The sequence below is a fragment of the Methylophaga sp. genome, assembly GCF_965655755.1.
Classification (GTDB): domain Bacteria; phylum Pseudomonadota; class Gammaproteobacteria; order Nitrosococcales; family Methylophagaceae; genus Methylophaga.
This window is the reverse complement of record NZ_CBFHHW010000013.1, coordinates 33753-53173: the sequence shown is the minus strand read 5'-3', so window position 1 is coordinate 53173 and position 19421 is coordinate 33753. Positions and strand designations below refer to the sequence as shown.

The 19421-nt window shown below is 47.2% G+C and carries 18 protein-coding genes; 4 read left to right on the top strand and 14 right to left on the bottom strand.

Going from position 1 to position 19421, the window contains the following annotated elements; translation table 11 throughout:
* The 14 genes from ACTF5U_RS06160 to dsbD all read right to left on the bottom strand — a co-directional run.
* On the bottom strand, window positions 1–783 hold a 783-nt coding region (locus tag ACTF5U_RS06160), incomplete at its 3' end, for a DUF2254 family protein (protein WP_438970764.1).
* A 120-nt stretch (window positions 784–903) separates the two neighbouring features.
* Window positions 904–1248: an iron-sulfur cluster insertion protein ErpA gene (gene erpA / locus ACTF5U_RS06155; RefSeq protein ID WP_438970763.1), complete on the bottom strand. Its 345-nt coding sequence runs from the start codon at window positions 1246–1248 to the stop codon at window positions 904–906.
* Window positions 1249–1314: 66 nt separating this feature from the next.
* Complete coding sequence (locus ACTF5U_RS06150) at window positions 1315–1761, bottom strand: bactofilin family protein (protein ID WP_438970762.1); 447 nt, start codon at window positions 1759–1761, stop codon at window positions 1315–1317.
* A gap of 13 nt (window positions 1762–1774) precedes the next feature.
* Window positions 1775–2467, bottom strand: coding sequence for a DUF6776 family protein (locus ACTF5U_RS06145; RefSeq protein WP_438970761.1), 693 nt, complete (start codon window positions 2465–2467; stop codon window positions 1775–1777).
* The gene (gene argC, locus ACTF5U_RS06140) at window positions 2467–3495 is read right to left on the bottom strand and encodes an N-acetyl-gamma-glutamyl-phosphate reductase (RefSeq protein WP_438970760.1); all 1029 of its coding nucleotides are present in this window, start codon (window positions 3493–3495) and stop codon (window positions 2467–2469) included. Before argC ends, ACTF5U_RS06145 begins: the two co-directional genes overlap by 1 nt.
* 71 nt (window positions 3496–3566) lie before the next feature.
* Window positions 3567–6185, bottom strand: a complete 2619-nt coding sequence (locus tag ACTF5U_RS06135) for a class I adenylate cyclase (RefSeq protein ID WP_438970759.1) — start codon at window positions 6183–6185, stop codon at window positions 3567–3569.
* Window positions 6186–6200: 15 nt separating this feature from the next.
* On the bottom strand, window positions 6201–7766 hold the full coding sequence (purH, locus tag ACTF5U_RS06130) for a bifunctional phosphoribosylaminoimidazolecarboxamide formyltransferase/IMP cyclohydrolase (protein WP_438970758.1): 1566 nt from the start codon (window positions 7764–7766) through the stop codon (window positions 6201–6203).
* A 32-nt stretch (window positions 7767–7798) separates the two neighbouring features.
* Window positions 7799–8089, bottom strand: coding sequence for a DNA-binding transcriptional regulator Fis (gene fis, locus ACTF5U_RS06125; protein WP_438970757.1), 291 nt, complete (start codon window positions 8087–8089; stop codon window positions 7799–7801).
* Entirely contained in the window at window positions 8086–9090 is a 1005-nt protein-coding gene (dusB, locus tag ACTF5U_RS06120; protein ID WP_438970756.1) for a tRNA dihydrouridine synthase DusB, read from the bottom strand. The genes fis and dusB overlap by 4 nt, the downstream gene beginning before the upstream one ends.
* A complete protein-coding gene (gene prmA, locus ACTF5U_RS06115) occupies window positions 9080–9952 on the bottom strand; it encodes a 50S ribosomal protein L11 methyltransferase (RefSeq protein WP_438970755.1) in 873 nt (290 codons plus the stop codon). Before prmA ends, dusB begins: the two co-directional genes overlap by 11 nt.
* A 6-nt stretch (window positions 9953–9958) precedes the next feature.
* Window positions 9959–11299, bottom strand: a complete 1341-nt coding sequence (accC, locus tag ACTF5U_RS06110; RefSeq protein WP_438970754.1) for an acetyl-CoA carboxylase biotin carboxylase subunit — start codon at window positions 11297–11299, stop codon at window positions 9959–9961.
* A 61-nt stretch (window positions 11300–11360) separates the two neighbouring features.
* Entirely contained in the window at window positions 11361–11816 is a 456-nt protein-coding gene (gene accB, locus ACTF5U_RS06105) for an acetyl-CoA carboxylase biotin carboxyl carrier protein (protein WP_438970753.1), read from the bottom strand.
* Window positions 11817–11838: 22 nt separating this feature from the next.
* Window positions 11839–12276, bottom strand: a complete 438-nt coding sequence (gene aroQ, locus ACTF5U_RS06100) for a type II 3-dehydroquinate dehydratase (protein WP_438970752.1) — start codon at window positions 12274–12276, stop codon at window positions 11839–11841.
* 146 nt (window positions 12277–12422) lie between these two features.
* Window positions 12423–14252 (bottom strand): protein-disulfide reductase DsbD, encoded by a 1830-nt coding sequence (dsbD, locus tag ACTF5U_RS06095; protein ID WP_438970751.1) that lies wholly within the window; start codon window positions 14250–14252, stop codon window positions 12423–12425.
* 141 nt (window positions 14253–14393) lie between these two features.
* Here dsbD and ACTF5U_RS06090 point away from each other — a divergent pair, with 141 nt between their 5' ends.
* From ACTF5U_RS06090 to ACTF5U_RS06075, 4 genes are all read left to right on the top strand, one after another.
* Complete coding sequence (locus ACTF5U_RS06090) at window positions 14394–16043, top strand: inorganic phosphate transporter (protein ID WP_438970750.1); 1650 nt, start codon at window positions 14394–14396, stop codon at window positions 16041–16043.
* A 178-nt stretch (window positions 16044–16221) separates the two neighbouring features.
* Window positions 16222–16914, top strand: a complete 693-nt coding sequence (gene phoB / locus ACTF5U_RS06085) for a phosphate regulon transcriptional regulator PhoB (protein WP_438970749.1) — start codon at window positions 16222–16224, stop codon at window positions 16912–16914.
* A 14-nt stretch (window positions 16915–16928) separates the two neighbouring features.
* Window positions 16929–18218 carry a phosphate regulon sensor histidine kinase PhoR gene (phoR, locus tag ACTF5U_RS06080; protein ID WP_438970748.1) on the top strand — a complete coding sequence of 430 codons (1290 nt, stop codon included), beginning with the start codon at window positions 16929–16931 and terminating at the stop codon, window positions 18216–18218.
* Between the two features lie 141 nt (window positions 18219–18359).
* Window positions 18360–19316 (top strand): PstS family phosphate ABC transporter substrate-binding protein, encoded by a 957-nt coding sequence (locus tag ACTF5U_RS06075; protein WP_438970747.1) that lies wholly within the window; start codon window positions 18360–18362, stop codon window positions 19314–19316.
* The last annotated feature ends 105 nt before the right edge of the window (window positions 19317–19421 follow it).

Below are 19421 nucleotides of genomic sequence, written 5' to 3'. Positions count from 1 at the left end.
TGCCTCAATTTCTTTGTCGAGTTTGCCATCAAAACATGCCAGTGCCTGAGCGGGATGAATAAACTGACCGGGTTCAGATAATACGGCAATCTCTGTCTCGTAATACTCGGCACACCGGTTTAATCTACCGACATCAATGTGTTTGACATAGCCCGTTTCATGGCTGAAAACGGCATTATCAACATAGGCGGGAAGGTTTTCTGTATCCAGTCGTTTTGCGCCGAGACAAGGGTGCTCAATCCGTTGCTGAACAGCTTTTGAGGCGGCTTCTTCAACCCGATTAGTGGTTTCACCCAGACGACCGAGTAGCGAAAGGTGTTCAATCCAATGCAACATCGTGACTACGATAATAATAACGACAGCAATGGTCACAGCAAAAAGAATAAGGCGACCATTATCACTGTACACGTCGGTACTCAAAGCGATAATTCCGACCAGGCTGAATAGAAATGAGCCAATAAAGGTGGCGAGCACGTTCTGGGTGGTACTATCCTGTCTGACGAGTTGCGTGGCACGGGGAGTCGCGGCTGAACTTGCCGCTGTGTAAGCTGACACCATAACGCTGAGGGAAAAGGTGGTGACGGCTAACATGCTCGAGGCGAGAATATTAAGTAGCGCTCCGACTGACTCCGAGCCAATGCTAAAAGGCAGAGGATCAGTCATAAAACGATCAACCGGGATAGCTATCAGGGCAGTCACAATAGCGAGTAAGGCAAACAGAGAGGCCCTAAACCATAAAGTGCGGGTTAATTGCCGGAATATCCATTGCCATTTTGAAAACATACCTTACTCCTTATGATCGTGCTTCAAGCATAACCAAGCAGTCAGTCAGGCACAATTTTGGACATAAAAAAACCGGCGACCAAAAGGACACCGGTTTTCAATGAGGTTAGTGTTAAATACTTAAGCCGAGAATGAAGAACCACAGCCACAGGTTGTTGTTGCGTTTGGATTGCGAATCACGAATTGTGACCCTTCAATACCATCTGTGAAATCAATTTCAGCGCCGACCAAGTATTGGTAGCTTGCCGGATCTATCAGCAGGCTGACGCCGCTTTTTTCAACCTCTGTATCGTCTTCACTCATTTCTTCTTCAAAAGTGAAACCGTATTGGAAACCGGAACAGCCGCCGCCGGTAATAAAGACACGCAGTTTCAGTGCGTCGTTGCCTTCTTCAGCGATCAAATCGCTGACTTTAGCTGCCGCGGCCTCGGTAAAAATAACAGGACTGGGCATTTCACTGGTCATATGACTACTCCAAAAACATTAATGATTGTTCATTTATTATCCAATTCTGACTAAAATAGTCAAGAATTATGCTTTCTGTTCCAAGTGATACTTGTGTTCTTCATCGAATATTTCATGCTCAACGTGCAGTATATCCTCGTCTTCGTCTTGTGCACGGATTAAGTGACCATTCACTTCAGAGCCCATTGCCATCTCCAACATGCGGTAATACAGGTTACCGTTGATGCGTGCTTTTGGCGCTAACTCAACATGCTGTGAAGCATAAACATTACCGTTTATCTCACCATTAATGACCAGGTTAGGGACACGAACTTCCCCCTCAATACGGCCATGATCACTTAGTGTCAGCAGTGATGATTGCTCTGAGGTAGATGAAATATTACCGGTAATGGTGCCGTCGATTCTAATCCCGCCACTGAAGCTCACATCACCCTTAATGTGTGTGTGGCGACCAATCAGTGTATCAATACGGTTAGTCGACTTCGTTTTCTTAGGTTTATTTTTTTTAAACATGCTTTACCTCGTGCTATGGGCTCAGAGTAGCATCCCATTCAAATGTTCGCTCTGTCAGCGTTTTTTCCCCTTGTGTCAGTGCAACCTGCAAACTAACGGGAACTTCATTCTCTGTTAGTGTAACCGTGCCTTCAAGCACTTGCACATGCCTGATGTTGAGCGCATGTTCGTTAAGGAGTCTGGATTGTGTTTCTTCGCCAGTACTATAAGTCAATTTCAGTACAACTTTACCGCGGAGGGCTTTGGTTATTTTTTTACCTTGGGTCAAAACGATACGGTATTGAAATAATGTCTGATTTTCATCGTTCGATCGAAGATGTAATTCACGGATCTGTAGTTCGCTGCTGACGGTGCCTTGTGTAATATTCTGGTAAAACGATAATTCTTTATTGAGTTGAATCAGTTTTTCCTGCAGCGTTTCAAGCTCTGATTCCAGTTGTGAGTCGGTGGCTTGTCGCATAGCTTGCAGCTGATTATTGCCTTCCAGTTCCATCATCAGACTTTGATTACGCTCTGTCAGACGCTGGTTTTCAGTTAAAAGCTGTTTGTGTTGAGATTGCAGGGCGGTTAATTTCTCGATCTGCTGTAAACGCCACTGTTGACTCCAATACCAGGTTCCGCCTCCCGCCAGGGCGAATGCCAGTAATACAATTAGCAGGCAACGATAAGGCCTGCGGTAGTGAATGACGTAAGGTCTATCCAGCATCAGGGCATTGTCGCTATAAGATTGATTCCTGTGGTTTCCTCAAAACCGAACATAATGTTCATATTCTGAATAGCCTGACCCGAGGCGCCTCTGACCAGATTATCAATCACTGACAGAACCACAACGGTATCGCTTCCCTGCGGCTGATGCACGGCAAGACGGCACACATTAGCGCCTTGAACACTCCGAGTCTCAGGCATAGAGCCAGCCGGCATAACATCAACAAATGACTCGTTCTGATAACGCGCTTCAAATAGCGCTTGAAGATCAACGTCTTCGTTTAATCTGCCATACAGCGTGGCATGAATCCCTCGTACCATCGGTGCCAGATGCGGAATGAAGGTCAAGTCGACTTCTTGCCCAGAATACTGCGACAGTACTTCACGAATTTCAGGTAAGTGACGGTGACCACTGACGCCATAGGCTTTGAAGCTGCCACTAATTTCGGCCATTAACATTGGAATATTGGCTTTACGTCCAGCACCACTGACACCGGTTTTTACATCGGCTATCAGGTGCTTCGGATCAATCAGTCCCGCCTCAAGTAAAGGTAAAAAACCCAGTTCACAAGCCGTTGGGTAGCAACCCGGCACAGCAAGCAGTTGTGCGGATTTGATTTGTTCGCGATTAATCTCAGGCAATCCATATAGGGCCTGGCCGAATAACTCCGGGCAGGTATGTGGGGTGTTATACCACTTCTCCCAGACATCGACATCTTTCAGTCTGAAGTCAGCAGATAAATCGATAACACGGGTGCCACGTTTAATGAGTTCAGGAACCAGTGCCATGGCGACGGTGTGTGGTGTGGCAAAAAATACGACATCGCATGCAGCCAGAACGTCAGGATCGGGTTCGCTGAAATTAAGATCAACATGACCACGCAAATTGGGAAACAGCTCGCTCACAGCCATGCCTGCCTCACTGCGTGAGGTGATGACCTCTATGGAGACCTGAGGATGGTTGGCGAGCAACCTGAGTAATTCGACACCGGTATATCCGGTTCCGCCAACGATTCCGACTTTAATCATGCTGTGCTCTATCGTTTGGTTAAAACAGACATGATAAAAGAGCGGCAGCCAAAGCGAAAGTTCGAATTAACTTAGTCGGGATTAAACAACTGCTCTAAGCGATACTTTTGTTGCATATAAACAGCGGTGGGTTGAGCGCTGACATCAGCAAATGTAAGTTTATTGAGATAAACGGGATAACGTTGATTCTGTTTACGCAGACTTAAAACCAGTGAATGGATTTGCCCAAAGAAAGCAGGATCATCGGCTCTGCCGATGAAATGTTTTTTTCCACACACAACGTTGCACTCGGCATCCAGAGCCGGGGTCGCCATAGTGACAGTGATAGGTAAGTATCCCAGTGTTTGTTTAGGAGCGGCTATGGCTGTCAGCTGCCAGGCTTGCTGTTCGCGGCTGAGACGGTAAAAGCGAAGCTGCGCGACTTCATTACTCGTTTTAATGTCAGACAAAAATTTATGCAGATGGGCAATCAAGGTTGATTCAGTAAGGTGCTGAAACTGTTGTCGGATTAGATTACCCAGTTCATCAAGTAGGTAACAAATAATGGTGTTTTGTTCCAGATAGATAAAAACAGTGATGCAGTTATTGGACTGTTTTTGCAGAAGATAATTGAGTAACCCGTCTAAATCCTGATAACTATCCAGCGCATTGGCGGTGAAAGTCTTACGATTATCCGCCAGTGCCTGCCATACATCATGAGATGAAGGACGGCGAATGTATTCTGCTTGTTCATGCCACTGCAGACTGTAGGGTCTGCCTGCGAAATTAATCAACAGACGGCCACTTTCAGGAAATTGCTGGTAATGTCGGCAGGCCTGCGCCGTTAAATGCATCATCCGGTTGCTGATGGTTTGCCCAAAGATTGGAGTAGGGCACCAGCCGCTGATTTGTTCCTCAGCAATGGCTTCAGGCTGCCAGTTAAGCAGATACACGAGGAGCTCCAGGGGCGCATTGTTATCGTCAAATGAAAAGCTGTGCCATTGACCGTGACTTGACAGCAATAAGCCATCAACCGATACCACTAAGCTGTTTTTAAACGATGTGTAATTAAGTGGATCATTCTGTTTACTGGATAACTGCAATCCCTGTTGGGTTAACTTATCGTTAGGGTGACGTTCCAGATTACTGACTAAAATGATTTGCTGGAGTGATTCAGGTGTTATTAACTTGGCGGTATCCGTCATTAAGTCGCTATCAGCTAATGTGCTGCGAAAAAGTTGCTGACAAAGACCTACCACGGTGTTGGTAGTCACTTTTTGATGATGATCGGTTACGCTCAGCCAGTTACTGCGACTCAGAATATGATTATTAATGGCCCAGGCCAGAATATGCACCAGATTGTCATGGCGAAAGAGGGCGTTTTGTGATGCTCTCTCTATAGGTGCATAACTTAATAACCAGTCGGAATGATTGGCGAATCGTTGTAAAAATAAACGTTCACTGTTAATGGCTGGTCGTAGGTTTCTGGGTAAGCAATCAATAATATCGGCGGCAGGTTTAAACCGTTTTTGATAGAGCTTCCGTAATTCTGCAAGCTGATGGTCGCCACTGAGACCGTGGTTATGATTGTAAGCAACAAGCAGCTCCAGAACCGATTTACAGCTCTCGCCAATCCGCTCAAAACGATTTTTATTGGCCGCATAATCGCGCTGATCTAATGCTTCCAGCTTGTCATCAGACCAGCCCCAGCGTTTAACTAATGTGCTTATAAAGTCTCGTCGCCAAGGATATCGTGCCAGCCTGACGGGCTTAGACAATTGCTCGCTGCTGGCCAGGTACAAGGCTTCACGAGCATGCTCATCATGAGCGTGTTGTTCGATATCCAGTAATTTCAGGTGGCTGATATCTTCCGTCAGAAACAAGGATTGTTGTTGATAAAGCTGCTGTTTGAATAAGGTCGATAAGGGGGCGGATTGCGTTTGCGGTAGCGTGGACAGTAAGTAACGTAATTCCAAGCCGTCCACGGCATGATGCAGACTGGTGCTAACAGCCTGACAGGCATTCTGAAATAGCATTGCAGCATCACATTTTGCTGGTTCACCGAAATCAGTAAAACTGACTTGGTTCAGCATGCGTTGTGATCGCAATTGCGCTACCGCTTGAGGATAATTCTTATCGTCATCGGGTGAAGTTAGCCACCAATAGGGCACACTCCCGCCCAACACCATGCCACTCCGGTAAAGCAGATCGGATTCCCAACCTTGTAGCTTATTGGCTGCTAAATCGGCCTCGGCAAGCAATTTATAGGTAATGCGTAAACCTGACGTTTTCATCCAGTTACAGATCATCTTGAGTTTCTGTAGCAACAGCAAACGTTGGTCTTCCTTGAGCTTGTCACTGTGTAAAACCCAAAGCTGTAATAAAGGCGAGTCAGTGTCGTGCAGTAAACCCTGAGGGTTAATGAGATAGAGACCACGGAGGGGGTATCGACGAAGCGCGCGACGACGATATTTGAAGTTTATTTCCAGTTCCTGTGCTTTATCAACTGTGGTTTTATCAGGACGATAATCAATCAGGCCAGCCGGGGTATCATCGCTGATATAACCCGGCATAACCTTGGAATTGATATGAAATAGAAGAGGCAAAATCTGATAAATCAGCCCATGCCGGGGAGAAGATATTTCAATAAGACGACGGATCCGCTCATGGTTATGCGCCTGAAAAAAGCGAAGAGCCTGAACGCGATCCATTGTCAGTTTCTCACATTAGTGTCTGAAGTGACGCATACCCGTGAACACCATAGCAATACCGTGTTCATTCGCCGCAGCAATGACTTCGTCATCACGCATTGAACCACCGGGCTGTATAACCGCTTTAATGCCGGCTTCTGCAGCGGCATCAAGGCCATCACGGAAAGGGAAGAAAGCATCAGATGCCATCACCGCGCCCGGAACAACCAGACCGGCATCTTCGGCTTTGATGCCAGCGATGCGACTACTGACAACACGACTCATCTGACCAGCGCCAATCCCAACAGTTTGTTGGCCTTTGGCATAGACAATCGCGTTGGATTTTACGAACTTCGCTACCCGCCAGGCAAATAGCAGATCCTGCATTTGCTCTTCACTCGGCGCTGTGTCGGTAACGACTTTTAACTCATCTGCCTGAACGACCGCGTCATCTCGATCCTGAACCAGCAGACCACCGTTGACGCGTTTGAAATCCAATCCGGCATCCCCATCCGTCACAAAGTCACCACAAGCCAGTAACCGTACGTTGGCTTTTTGGGCAACGATCGCTTTTGCTTCTTCAGAGATAGTCGGTGCAATAATGACTTCTACAAACTGACGCTCAATGATGGCTTTGGCGGTATCGCCATCCAAAGGGCGGTTGAAGGCGATAATGCCGCCAAATGCCGAGGTCGGATCTGTCTGGAATGCCATGTCATAGGCCGTCAGCAGGTTATCCGCGGTTGCGACACCGCACGGGTTCGCGTGTTTGACGATAACGCAGGCGGGTGATTCCGGAAATGCTTTGACGCATTCCAAGGCCGCATCAGTATCGGCGATATTGTTGTAAGAAAGCGCTTTGCCTTGCAGTTGTTGTGACGCTGAAATAGTGCCGCTTGTTGGCTCCGCTTCGCTATAGAAAGCCGCGTTCTGATGCGGGTTCTCGCCATAACGCATGTCTTGTTTTTTATGGAACTGGTTATTAAAGGTACGAGGAAATAACATTTCTTCGTCGTTGTCAGTCAGTTTACCCAGATAGTTGGCAATCGCACCGTCATAATGGGCTGTGTGTTCAAAGGTTTTAACGGCCAGATCAAAACGGGTCGCGTCATCAACGCCACCATTAGCAGCAATTTGATCGATGACATTCTGATAATCAACGGGATCAATTAACACGGTTACATCAGCATGATTTTTGGCCGCCGCACGTAACATTGTGGGGCCACCGATATCAATGTTCTCAATCGCCATTGGAAGCGTGCAATCATCACGCGCAATGGTGGCTTCAAACGGGTAAAGGTTAACCACTACCAGATCGATGGGAGCGATATCATGCTCAGTCATGATGGCATCATCGGTGCCGCGACGACCCAGCAGACCGCCATGAATTTTTGGATGCAAGGTTTTGATGCGGCCTGCCATCATTTCAGGAAAGCCCGTGTGCTGTGATACTTCTTTGACGGGCAAACCGGCTTCACTCAGTAGTTTGGCGGTGCCGCCTGTAGACAATAATTCAACACCAAGACGGTTCAGTTCTTGTGCTAATTCAAGCACACCGGTCTTGTCTGAGACGCTCAGAAGAGCTCGTTTAATCGTGTTCATGTAAATGGTGTTCCAGGGTAAAGAAAATTGGGTTACAAACCGTATTGCTTGAGTTTTTTTCGTAATGTGCCGCGATTAATCCCTAAAATTTCAGCTGCACGGCTCTGGTTGCCAGAGGTATGCACTAAAGTGGCTTTGAGCAATGGGACTTCGACTTCGGTCATCAGCATGTCATAGAGATTGGCTGCGGGGTGACCTTCGAGTTGTTGGAAATAGTCGGAAAGCGCATTGCTAACACATTCGCTGAGAGGGGCTGTTGAGGTTTCAGCCGCGACACCGAGTTCAGCGCAAGTTGATTCATCTTTGGCTAACGGTTTTGTCATGCGGCTTGCGATCCCTGTCTTTCTTGTAGTTGTTCAAAAAAATCGCGGGTGTAGCGCAATTGTTGCTGGGGTTGTTCCAGTTGATTCATCTCTTGGCGGAAAGCGTTTCCATTACGTAAACCCTTGCTGTACCACGCAATATGCTTTCTCGCCATCCGCACACCCGTATAGTCTCCATAAAAATCGTACAGGTTTTCTAGGTGTTCAATCAAGACTTTACGAATTTCAGTGACATCTGGTGTGGCTAATAATTGACCCTTTTCCAGATAATGCAATATCTGTCTGAATATCCATGGGTTACCCTGCGCCGCACGACCTATCATCAGTCCATCGGCACCGGTTTTATTCAATACTTCAAGCGCTTTTTCGGGCGAATCAATATCACCATTAGCGATCAGAGGAATGGTTATGCGTGACTTTATTTCAGCAATGGTGTCATATTCTGCATCGCCTTTATACGCATCGGCCCGGGTTCGACCATGCACGGATAAAGCCTGAATACCGGCCTCTTCGGCAATGCGGGCAATTCTTACGCCATTACGGTTATCACGATCCCAGCCGGTCCGGATTTTCAATGTGACCGGTACATTAACCGCATTGACGACAGATTCAAGAATATCTGCGACCAGGGTTTCATGCTGCAATAAAGCGGAACCGGCCATCACATTGCAGACTTTCTTAGCGGGACAGCCCATATTGATATCAATGATATGGGCGCCTTGATCCACATTGTGTCTGGCTGCTTCGGCCATCATTTCGGGATCTGCGCCAGCGATCTGAACACTGCGTGGTTCCGGCTCGCCCTCGTGATTAGCTCGAAGAAGTGATTTTTTACTGGCCCAGAGTGCTTTATTCGCTGTGATCATTTCAGACACTGCCATGCCGGCACCCAGACGTCTGCATAACTGTCGAAATGGTCGATCGGTCACACCAGCCATCGGCGCCAGGAATAATTGATTAGGCAAGGTATAGGGGCCGATCTGCAGTGCTTTATTTGACATCACGACTTCCCGTGAGGCGAATCCAGTCTTCTTTTTGCGTCGCAGGCTGCATAGCAAACCAGGCTTTATAGCTGTCCATGACATCGTCTGCCTGTGTCTGCAAAATGCCAGATAAAACAATTTCTGCAGTGGGTTTACACAGGTTCGCAAATCGTGGTGCCAAAGTTTGTAATGGACCTGCAAGAATATTAGCCAGTAATAAATCGCAAGGTTGTTCAGGGCACTCGCCCGGCAAGAAGGCCTCGATCGTTACACCATTTCGTTCAGCATTAGCACGTGTTGCTTCCAGCGCCTGCGGGTCGGTATCCACAGCAATGACTTTTTCAGCGCCGAGTAATGCGGCGGCAATGGCGAGAATGCCACTGCCACACCCATAATCAATTACATATTTGCCTTTGAGATCGGCTGTGTCCAGCCAATTCAGACACAACGCTGTGGTGGCATGAGTGCCGGTGCCAAAAGCTAAACCGGGATCCAACAGAATGTTGACGGCATCGGGCGCTGGAGGCTGATGCCAACTGGGACAGATCCACAAACGCTCACCAAACTGAATCGGATGGAAATTTGCCATCCATTCACGTTCCCAGTCTTTATCTTCAACCGCTTCGACTTTAAATCTTGGCACATCATCAACCATAGTCGTCAACAGGTTGGTGACTTCCTCGCTGCTGGTCTCAGCATCGAACAGAGCCGTCAGCCGAGTTGCTGTCCATAGTGGCGTTTCACCGGGCTCGGGTTCGTAAATCGGCTGATCCGCATCATCTTCAAAGGTAACAGCTGCGGCACCACATTCTGACAAGGCTTCAGACAGAGCTTCAGCCTTCTCCTGCGAAGTGTTACAGACAAATTGTATCCAGGCCATGGCAGCTTACAGACCTAACTTCTTCTCAAGATAGTGGATGTTTGTGCCACCAGTCTGGAAATGAGTATCAGCCATGATGTCACGCTGCAGTTCAACATTGGTTTTAATGCCTTCAATGGCAATTTCTTTCAATGCCGTCTGCATGCGGGCAATCGCTGAATCACGATCTTTACCGTAGGCGATTAACTTACCCACGAGAGAATCGTAGTTAGGCGGCACTTTGTAGCCACTGTAAATATGTGAATCCATGCGGATACCTGCACCACCCGGTGCATGGTAGTGTGTGATTAGCCCTGGACTTGGCATGAAGGTACGCGAGTCTTCAGCGTTAATACGACATTCAATCGCATGACCACTGATCTTCACATCATCCTGCGTTATAGACAGTTTTTCACCGGCTGCAATTCGGATTTGTTCCGCAACCAGGTCGATGTCAGTGACACGCTCCGTCACCGGATGCTCGACCTGAATACGGGTATTCATTTCGATAAAGTAGAATTCACCATCCTGATACAAAAACTCAAAGGTACCCGCACCGCGATAACCGATACGGACACAGGCATCAGCACAGATTTTACCCATGCGAGCACGCATTTCCGGGGTGATACCTGGAGCCGGCGCTTCTTCAACAACTTTCTGGTGACGACGTTGCATTGAACAGTCACGTTCACCCAGATGAATCGCATTACCGTGCTGATCGGCTAACACTTGAAATTCGATATGGCGTGGGTTTTCCAGGAATTTTTCCATGTAAACCATATCGTTACCAAACGCAGCGCGTGCTTCACTTTTAGTCAACGCAATCGCATTAAGCAGGTGGGCTTCGCTATGCACTTCACGCATACCACGACCACCGCCACCGCCAGCGGCTTTGATGATAATGGGATAACCAATTTCACGCGCCAAGCGCAGATTGGTACTGTCGTCGTTACCAAGCGGACCATCGGAACCAGGCACACATGGCACGCCGGCCTCTTTCATCGACTTGATGGCGGCAACCTTGTCACCCATGATGCGGATGGTTTCGGCGCGTGGTCCGATAAAGATAAAGCCGCTTTCTTCAACACGTTCAGCAAAGTCAGCGTTTTCTGATAGAAAACCATAGCCCGGATGAATCGCCGTAGCGTCGGTGATTTCAGCCGCGCTGATAATGGCTGGGACGTTCAGGTAACTTTCATTGGATGGTGCCGGGCCAATGCAGACACTTTCATCAGCTAACAGCACATGTTTTAGATCACGATCCACGCTGGAGTGAACCGCAACAGTTTTAATTCCAAGCTCCCAACAAGCTCGCAGGATACGCAGGGCGATTTCACCCCGGTTGGCAATAACAATTTTATCGATCATATTGGTGTTCAAATCCACAGTTCAGGATGAGCAAAATTCGTTAACAACGAGACAATAACCGTTATTCAATAACGATTAATGGCTCATCGAATTCAACCGGGTGGCCATTTTCGACCAGAATCGCTTTGACAGTACCACTGCGATCCGCTTCAATCTGGTTGAACATTTTCATCGCCTCGATAATGCAAATCACATCACCCGCGGAGACTTTCTGGCCGACTTCAGCAAACGGTGCAGATTCGGGTGAAGAAGAACGGTAGAAAGTGCCGACCATTGGTGAAAGCACTGCATTTGCTACATTAGTCGAGTTATCAGCTGCTGGTGTTTCTGTAGACGCATGAGAGGCGGGTGCTGCTGGAGCAGCCGGTTGAATTGGTGCAGGAGGCGCGTAGCTCACAGGAGCAGCAGTACCATTTCGGCTGATACGGACTGACTCTTCACCTTCAGAAATTTCAATTTCGGCAATATCCGACTCCTGAATAAGATCGATGAGTTTTTTGATTTTACGAATATCCATGCGATAACCTTCAGTTTATTAGTTATGAGTTAATTTGTTTGATGGCAGCCTGTAGTGCCAGATCGTAGCCTTGCGAGCCGAGTCCGCTTATCACGCCTTGCGCGATATCAGACAAAAATGAATGCTGACGGAATGTCTCTCTCGCGTGCACATTGGATAAATGCACTTCGATGAATGGAATCTCAATAGCGGATAGCGCATCACGCAGTGCAATGCTGGTATGAGTAAATGCCGCCGGGTTAATGATGATGAAATCGACATTGGCACGGGCAAGATGAATTTGTTCAATCAGCTCATGCTCTGCATTGCTCTGAAAGAAAACTAATTGCATATCTGCAGCCGAGGCTATGCCTGCCAATCTTTCTTTTATATCAGCCAGCGTATCCGCACCGTAATGCTCTGGTTCACGGGTCCCTAACAGATTTAAGTTGGGGCCATTCAGCACTAAGATGTTCGCCATTTCGATCCTTGGACTCAGGTCAAAAACAATTAGCGGAATTGTGCACCAGCAGATGGCTAATGTCCAGTTAACAGGAATAAAAAGCTGAGTTTTGTCGCTATTTTCGTCGAAATTGCCGCTTTTGTGAATTTTTTGGCTGTTACCGATTAATTTATCTGACTCAGGTGCTGGAGCATCTGCTCTGGGTTGATGTGACCTACTAAACGCTGCTGACGAAGTTCTTCACCCTGATTGTTATAAAACAACATCGTTGGGGGGCCGAATACCTTTAGCGCTTTTAACATTTCCTGATGAGCATCAGTGTTATCAGTCATGTCCAGCTTCAATAAGGTGTAATGTTTCATCGCTGCGACCACCTCGGGATTGCGGAAGGTAGTCTGCTCCATTGTTTTACAGTCAGTGCACCAGTCAGCGTAAAAATCCAGCATGACCGGTTGCGAGCTCATACTGAGTTGGCTTTCCAGCTGCTGCAGATTATCGATACGAGTGAATTCCAGTCCGGTAACCGTTTGTTGACTTTGCGTATTATTGCTATTCAATGTCTGCAATGGTTGCCAGATATTGTGGCTACCACTGGCGCCCCCCACTATTAGAAGCGCGCCGTAGAGCATCAGGATAAGGCCTAGGCCCTTGAGTAGTTTATCTATTCCACTCGCATCAATGTCGAGGCTATTGAGTGCGCCCATGTAGGTGGAGGAGACAATTAACAGGCTGCCCCATAAAAGCAGAATCAGCCAGCCCGGCAGTATCCGTTCCAGCATCCAAATCGCGAGCCCCAGTAAAAGTACGCCGAAAATAGCTTTGATGGCATTCATCCAGCCACCCGCCTTGGGCAGCAATTTACCGGCTGAGGTGCCGATAATGAGTAGGGGAATGCCCATACCAATACTCAATGCGAACAGTGCCATGCCCCCGAGGAATGGATCAGCATGCTGGCCCAGAAAAATTAAGGCTCCTGCCAAGGGGGGGGCGAGACAGGGTCCCACAATGAGGCCTGATAACAGTCCCATAATCGCAACACCGATAAGACTGCCGCTTTGCTGCTTATGTGTAATCAGATGTAAGCGATGTTGCAGACCGTGAGGCAATTGCAATTCATAGAGACCGAACATGGATAAAGAAAGTACAACAAACAGGCTGCTAAAACTGACAATGACCCAAGGGTTCTGAAACATGGCTTGTAAATTCTCACCTAACAGACCGGTTAATATGCCGGCAGCCGTGTAGGTCACAGACATCGCTAACACATACACTAATGAGAGGATGAATGCGCGTCGGGTAGTAATGTTTTCCCCTTCACCAACTATGATGCTCGACAAAATCGGAATCATGGGAAACACGCAGGGTGTAAATGCCAGCAGTAAGCCCAGCCCTAAAAAGCCGACAAATATCTGTAAAAGTGAATCTTCCGCCAATCTTTGTGCAATACGATCCTGCTCTGCAACGGGAGCTTGGGGGGCTAGTGACTGTTGAAATTGAGAGGTGTTTTTGCGATCCGTGACGTTTGCCTCAGCAACAGGGAGGCTCAATGAAGCCTGCTGCACGCTCGGAGGATAACAAATGCCAAAGGTTTCTGAGCAACCCTGGAAAAAAGCTTTAATGGTGAGATCCTGCGCTGAAGCGGGACGACGTAGCGTTAACGGGATAGTAACATCGTAATGATAGACCTCAACGAGACCGAAAATCTCGTCGTTTTTGTTTTCACCCTCAGGTAATGTGACGTCGGCAAGCTTGACTTGATTATTGTCGAAAATTTCGAAACGGAGTTTATCGCGATAAAGGTAATTTCCCTCCATGACGCGCCATTGAGCCAGAATGGTCGTTGCATTTTCAATGCTGGCATCAAATTGAAACGCCTCCTCCACTAAAGGTGGAACCTCAGAGGCTTTCTCTATTCCTAATCCATCAAATATTCCAGTGCGCGCATGTGCATTGAAAATAGTGAGCAGTAATATAAAAAATAAAAATTTTTTCATCAGTTCCCAAAGGCTCGTATTTGCGGTCTCTACTAGACAATCTTAACAGTCGATAGTTACACGTGTCTGTGAAGGGGTTATGCCTGCTGTCACAATGCTGTAATAATTGCGGCATTTTGGTAATACAAGAATGGGATTATCGTGGAAATAAAAGATATTCATCAACTCGAAAAGCAAGCTTATAAAAAGAGTCATGCTGAACTAGCAAGAATAGGCATGGCCCTTTTCTTTCTGGTGGCGGTACTGGGTTACAGCTTCGCTACCAGCGGTGGTGTAACGAATAACCTGTTTCTGGCAATAGCCACGGTTTTCGGTGCCTATATGGCCATGAATATCGGTGCTAATGATGTAGCGAATAATGTCGGTCCCGCGGTGGGCTCAAAAGCCTTGACTATGGGTGGTGCCATTGTCATCGCGATGATATTTGAGGCGAGCGGTGCGATTATCGCCGGTGGTGACGTTGTTTCCACTATCAAAAAAGGCATTATCGATATCAATGGCTTCGGTCAGGATAGTGACAGCTTTATCTGGGCGATGATGGCGGCTCTGCTTGCGGCTGCTTTATGGCTGAATTTGGCTACCTTCGCAAGGGCACCTGTGTCGACGACACACTCTATTGTCGGTGGTGTGATGGGTGCCGGGATTGCAGCCGCAGGGTTCAGCATTGTTGACTGGGGCACAATGGCTGCTATCGCCAGCTCTTGGGTTATTTCACCTGTCATCGGTGGTGTGATTGCTGCTGCTTTCCTGTTTGCGATCAAAAAAACCATTATTTTCCGTGACGACAAGATTTCGGCATCGCTTAGATGGGTGCCTGTTTATGTATCTATTATGGCGTGGGCCTTTATCACTTATCTTGTGTTGAAAGGTCTGAAACAGATTTGGCCACAGTTTCTATCCTTCCTCAATGAATGGCTGTTTTTCAGTTTTGAGGTTACCAAAAAGCCCACTTTGATTACTGCCTCTCTGATCGGCCTGGTGGTCGCGGTGTCGGTATTCGTGATGTTGAAACAGTCCTTGAAAAAACGTTTACCAACCTTGAAAAACGATCGTGACAGCGTCAATGTTTTATTCACCGTACCGTTAATTTTTGCGGCCGCGTTGCTGAGCTTTGCGCATGGTGCAAATGACGTTGCTAACGCAATCGGGCCATTGGCAGCGATTCATGATGCGGTCATGACTGGCGGTATTAACGCTAAAGCAGGCATTCCGTTATGGGTAATGGCGGTCGGTGCATTTGGTATCGCTTTGGGGCTTGCCTTGTATGGGCCTCGACTTATTCGCACGGTGGGTGGTGAAATTACCGAGCTGGATCAAATGCGCGCTTTTTCGGTTGCGATGGCGGCAGCCATTACGGTCATTATTGCCAGCCAATTAGGCTTGCCAGTGAGTTCAACTCATATTGCGATTGGTGGCGTATTCGGGGTCGGATTCCTGCGTGAATGGATGGATCACTCGAGTCAGATGAAAGATGAGATTTCGCAGGAGCAACAAGAAATCCAGGAAGAAAAACGGTTGTTGAGTGCGTTACGCAGCGAACTGAATACCTTAATGGATAAGAAACACAAATCGGTCGAAGATTACCAGCGTATTACCGATCTCTATCAAACCATCGATGCAGAAAAAGGTACACTGAAAAAAGCTAAGAAAACACTGAAAAAAGAGAAAAAGAATCTCTATGTGAAACGGGATATGGTCAAAAAAATCATTACTGCCTGGTTGATCACTGTGCCTGCGGCAGCTGTTTTATCGGCCTGTTTGTTTTACATGATCAAAGGCATCATGAGCTAAACCGAATTGTGACGTTTTGTCATATTTCTGAGATGTGACTGTTTTAGAGTTAGTGTGAGTATCTACTTACATTCGCTGACAAGTAAGCGATTTAAGACAATTCAGACATTGTTATCAAACTGTAATAATCGCCTTGTAGCATTGGCGCATGAAATTTCAGAGACAGGGATAAATTGATATGGCTACACATGTGTTGGTCGTGGAAGACGATGTCGCAATCCGGGATATGCTTTCCTTTACCTTAAAGCAGGCTGGATATTCGTGTGACAGTACGGGTGACGGCGAGGCCGGACTGGATTTTCTGAAAACGCAACAGCCTGACATGATTCTGTTGGATTGGATGCTGCCGGGAATCGATGGCATTGAATTTATCCGTCGCCTGCGGGCGAATGAATTTCTAGCGAACATTCCTGTCATCATGCTGACGGCCAAAGGCGAAAGTGAGGATATGGTAAAAGGCCTTGCTGTCGGTGCCGATGATTACGTGAATAAACCTTTCTCACCGCCGGAATTGATGGCGCGGATCAAGGCGGTTTTACGCCGTTGCCAACCGGATAACAGTGACGAAGGCCAGAATTTGCAATTTTCCGGTCTGGTGCTGGACACAAAAAGTCACCGGGTCACAGTTAATGATACTCGCCTGGAGCTCGGCCCTACTGAGTTTCGTCTATTGCATTTTTTTATGAAAAACCCCGAGCGTGCCTACAGCCGTTCCCAGTTACTGGACTATGTCTGGGGTGATACCGTATACATTGAAGAACGCACGGTGGACGTTCATATCCGCCGACTTCGTAAAGTGCTGGAACCCAGCGGCCTTGATCACCTTGTGCAAACTGTGCGTGGTGTCGGTTATCGTTTTTCTGTCGATTAAGCGGCCTTAGCGTTATGCAATGGGACCATTGGCGACTGCTCACCCTACTGAGTCTGGCAGGTTTCGCCGGTTTATTGTTCGGCCAGATGATGACTTTCCTATTTCTGGCGACGCTGGTGTACGCATTGTGGTTACAGCACAATTGGTCGAAGCTCTGGCAGTGGTTGCAAAAACCCAAAAAACATCGTTCACCCAGCGCGGAAGGGATAGTGGATGATGTCTGTCGCCTTATCGAGCAAATGCGTCAACAGAATAGCAACCGTAAGAAAAAACTGGCGGGATATCTTAAACGTTTTCAATCCGCAACAGCGGCATTACCCGATGCAATTCTGGTGTTGGGTGAGAACGGTGAAGTTGAATGGGCTAATTATTCTGCACGGAATCTGTTGGGTGTTTTCTGGCCGCGCGATAATAATGTCCGCATCAATAACTTGATTCGTGATCCGGCTTTCCAGCAGTTACTTGAAGATCCCCTCCGCTATGGCGGTGTTACCAACTTGAAGTCACCGCTTGATGAAGAGATGCAGCTTGAACTCAAGCTGGTGAATTACACTGGTTCAGGCAGACTTCTAATTGCCCGTAATGTGACTCAAACCGTTAAGTTACAGCGGATGCGTCGTGATTTTGTAGCCAATGTCTCACATGAACTTAAAACACCACTGACGGTATTAAGGGGGTATCTTGAAGCCTTTACTGCGGATAGTGACGGTGAACAATGGCGTGCAGCGTTACCGGCAATGCGTCAACAAAGCGAACGCATGCACATCATGATCAAAGATCTATTGGCTTTGTCACAGTTGGAGACAGGTGAGAAAGCACTGCGACGCATTCCTACCGATGTCGGTAAGTTATTGCAATCCATTATTGATGATGCTTACAAGGTCGAACATTATCGTGATCATCAGTTCACCCTGACCCTTGAAACAGACAGGTGGCTCATTTGTGATATTGATGAATTGCGGAGCGCCTTGTCCAACCTGGTGTTCAACGCCGTAAAATACACGCCACCCGCGTGTCAGATTTCCCTGATCTGGCGTCAACAGGACGAAGACTTTTGTATTGAAGTCAACGATCAAGGCGAGGGGATCGCAGAACACCATCTGGATAGACTTACTGAACGTTTTTACCGGGTCGACAAAGGACGAAGTTCCGATGCTGGTGGAACGGGCCTGGGTCTCGCTATTGTTAAACATGTACTGCAACGCCATGGCGCCAATCTGGAAATTACCAGTGAATTGGGCAAAGGCAGCACATTCAAATGCCGTTTCCCTGCCAGAATCGTGGTCGAAAAAATCAACGTTTAACTCTATTTTTAAAACAAAACAGTCGATGTCATCGAACTGTCATATTTCTTTCATATCCTTGTCACACTCTAAATTCATACTTTCCCGGTGCTTAACGTTATTAACGTTGCTACTTTTCTTTTAACTTGGGAGTTGAACACTATGTTCAAGAAAAATCTTGCCCTGCTGGGTGCGGCTATGTCGTTGGCTTTTTCACCGGTCACTTTTGCTGATGTTGATGCAGCGTTACCTGATTACGAAAAAGTCAGTGGTATTTCAGGCAGTTTATCCAGTGTCGGTTCTGACACATTGGCAAACCTTATGACCTTGTGGGCAGAAGAATTCAAACGCGACTATCCAAATGTCAGCATTCAAATTCAAGCTGCCGGTTCTTCAACTGCGCCACCAGCCCTGACGGAAGGTACATCAAATTTCGGTCCTATGAGCCGGATGATGAAAGATAAAGAAGAAGCTGCTTTTGAAAAGAAATTTGGCTACAAAGCAACGCCAATTCGTGTTGCTATTGATGCTTTGGCAATCTTCGCTCACAAAGATAATCCAATTGAAGGCTTGACCATGGCGCAAGCAGATGCCGTATTCTCTGCGACACGTAAATGCGGTTATTCAGAAGATATCTCCGACTGGGGACAACTCGGTGTGGAAGGTCTGGGTAATATCCAATTATATGGACGTAACTCTGTTTCAGGTACATATGGCTACTTCAAAAAGGTTGCCCTTTGTAAAGGCGACTACAAAAACACGGTTAATGAACAGCCTGGCTCTGCATCAGTTGTTCAGGGTGTAACTAAATCGCTGAATGGTCTGGGTTACTCTGGCATTGGTTACAAAACTTCTGGTGTTAAAACAGTTGCTCTAGCAAAAGAAGAGGGCAGTAAATTTATTGATGCAACCAAAGCTAACGCGGCCAACGGTACTTACCCGCTGTCACGCTACCTATACGTTTACATCAACAAGGCACCTAACAAACCTCTTTCACCAATTGATCGTGAGTTCATTAAAATGATTCTTTCAAAAGTGGGTCAGGAAGTCGTCGTTAAAGATGGTTACGTGCCACTGCCTGCAGCTGTTGTAGAGCAAGAATTGAACAAACTGAAGTAAGAAAAACTTGGAATAGCGATATGCCCCGTACAGTTTAGTGCGGGGCATTTTTGCTATCAAGCACTCATAAGTCAGCTGACCAAGAGTTGATTTATGAATGTTATG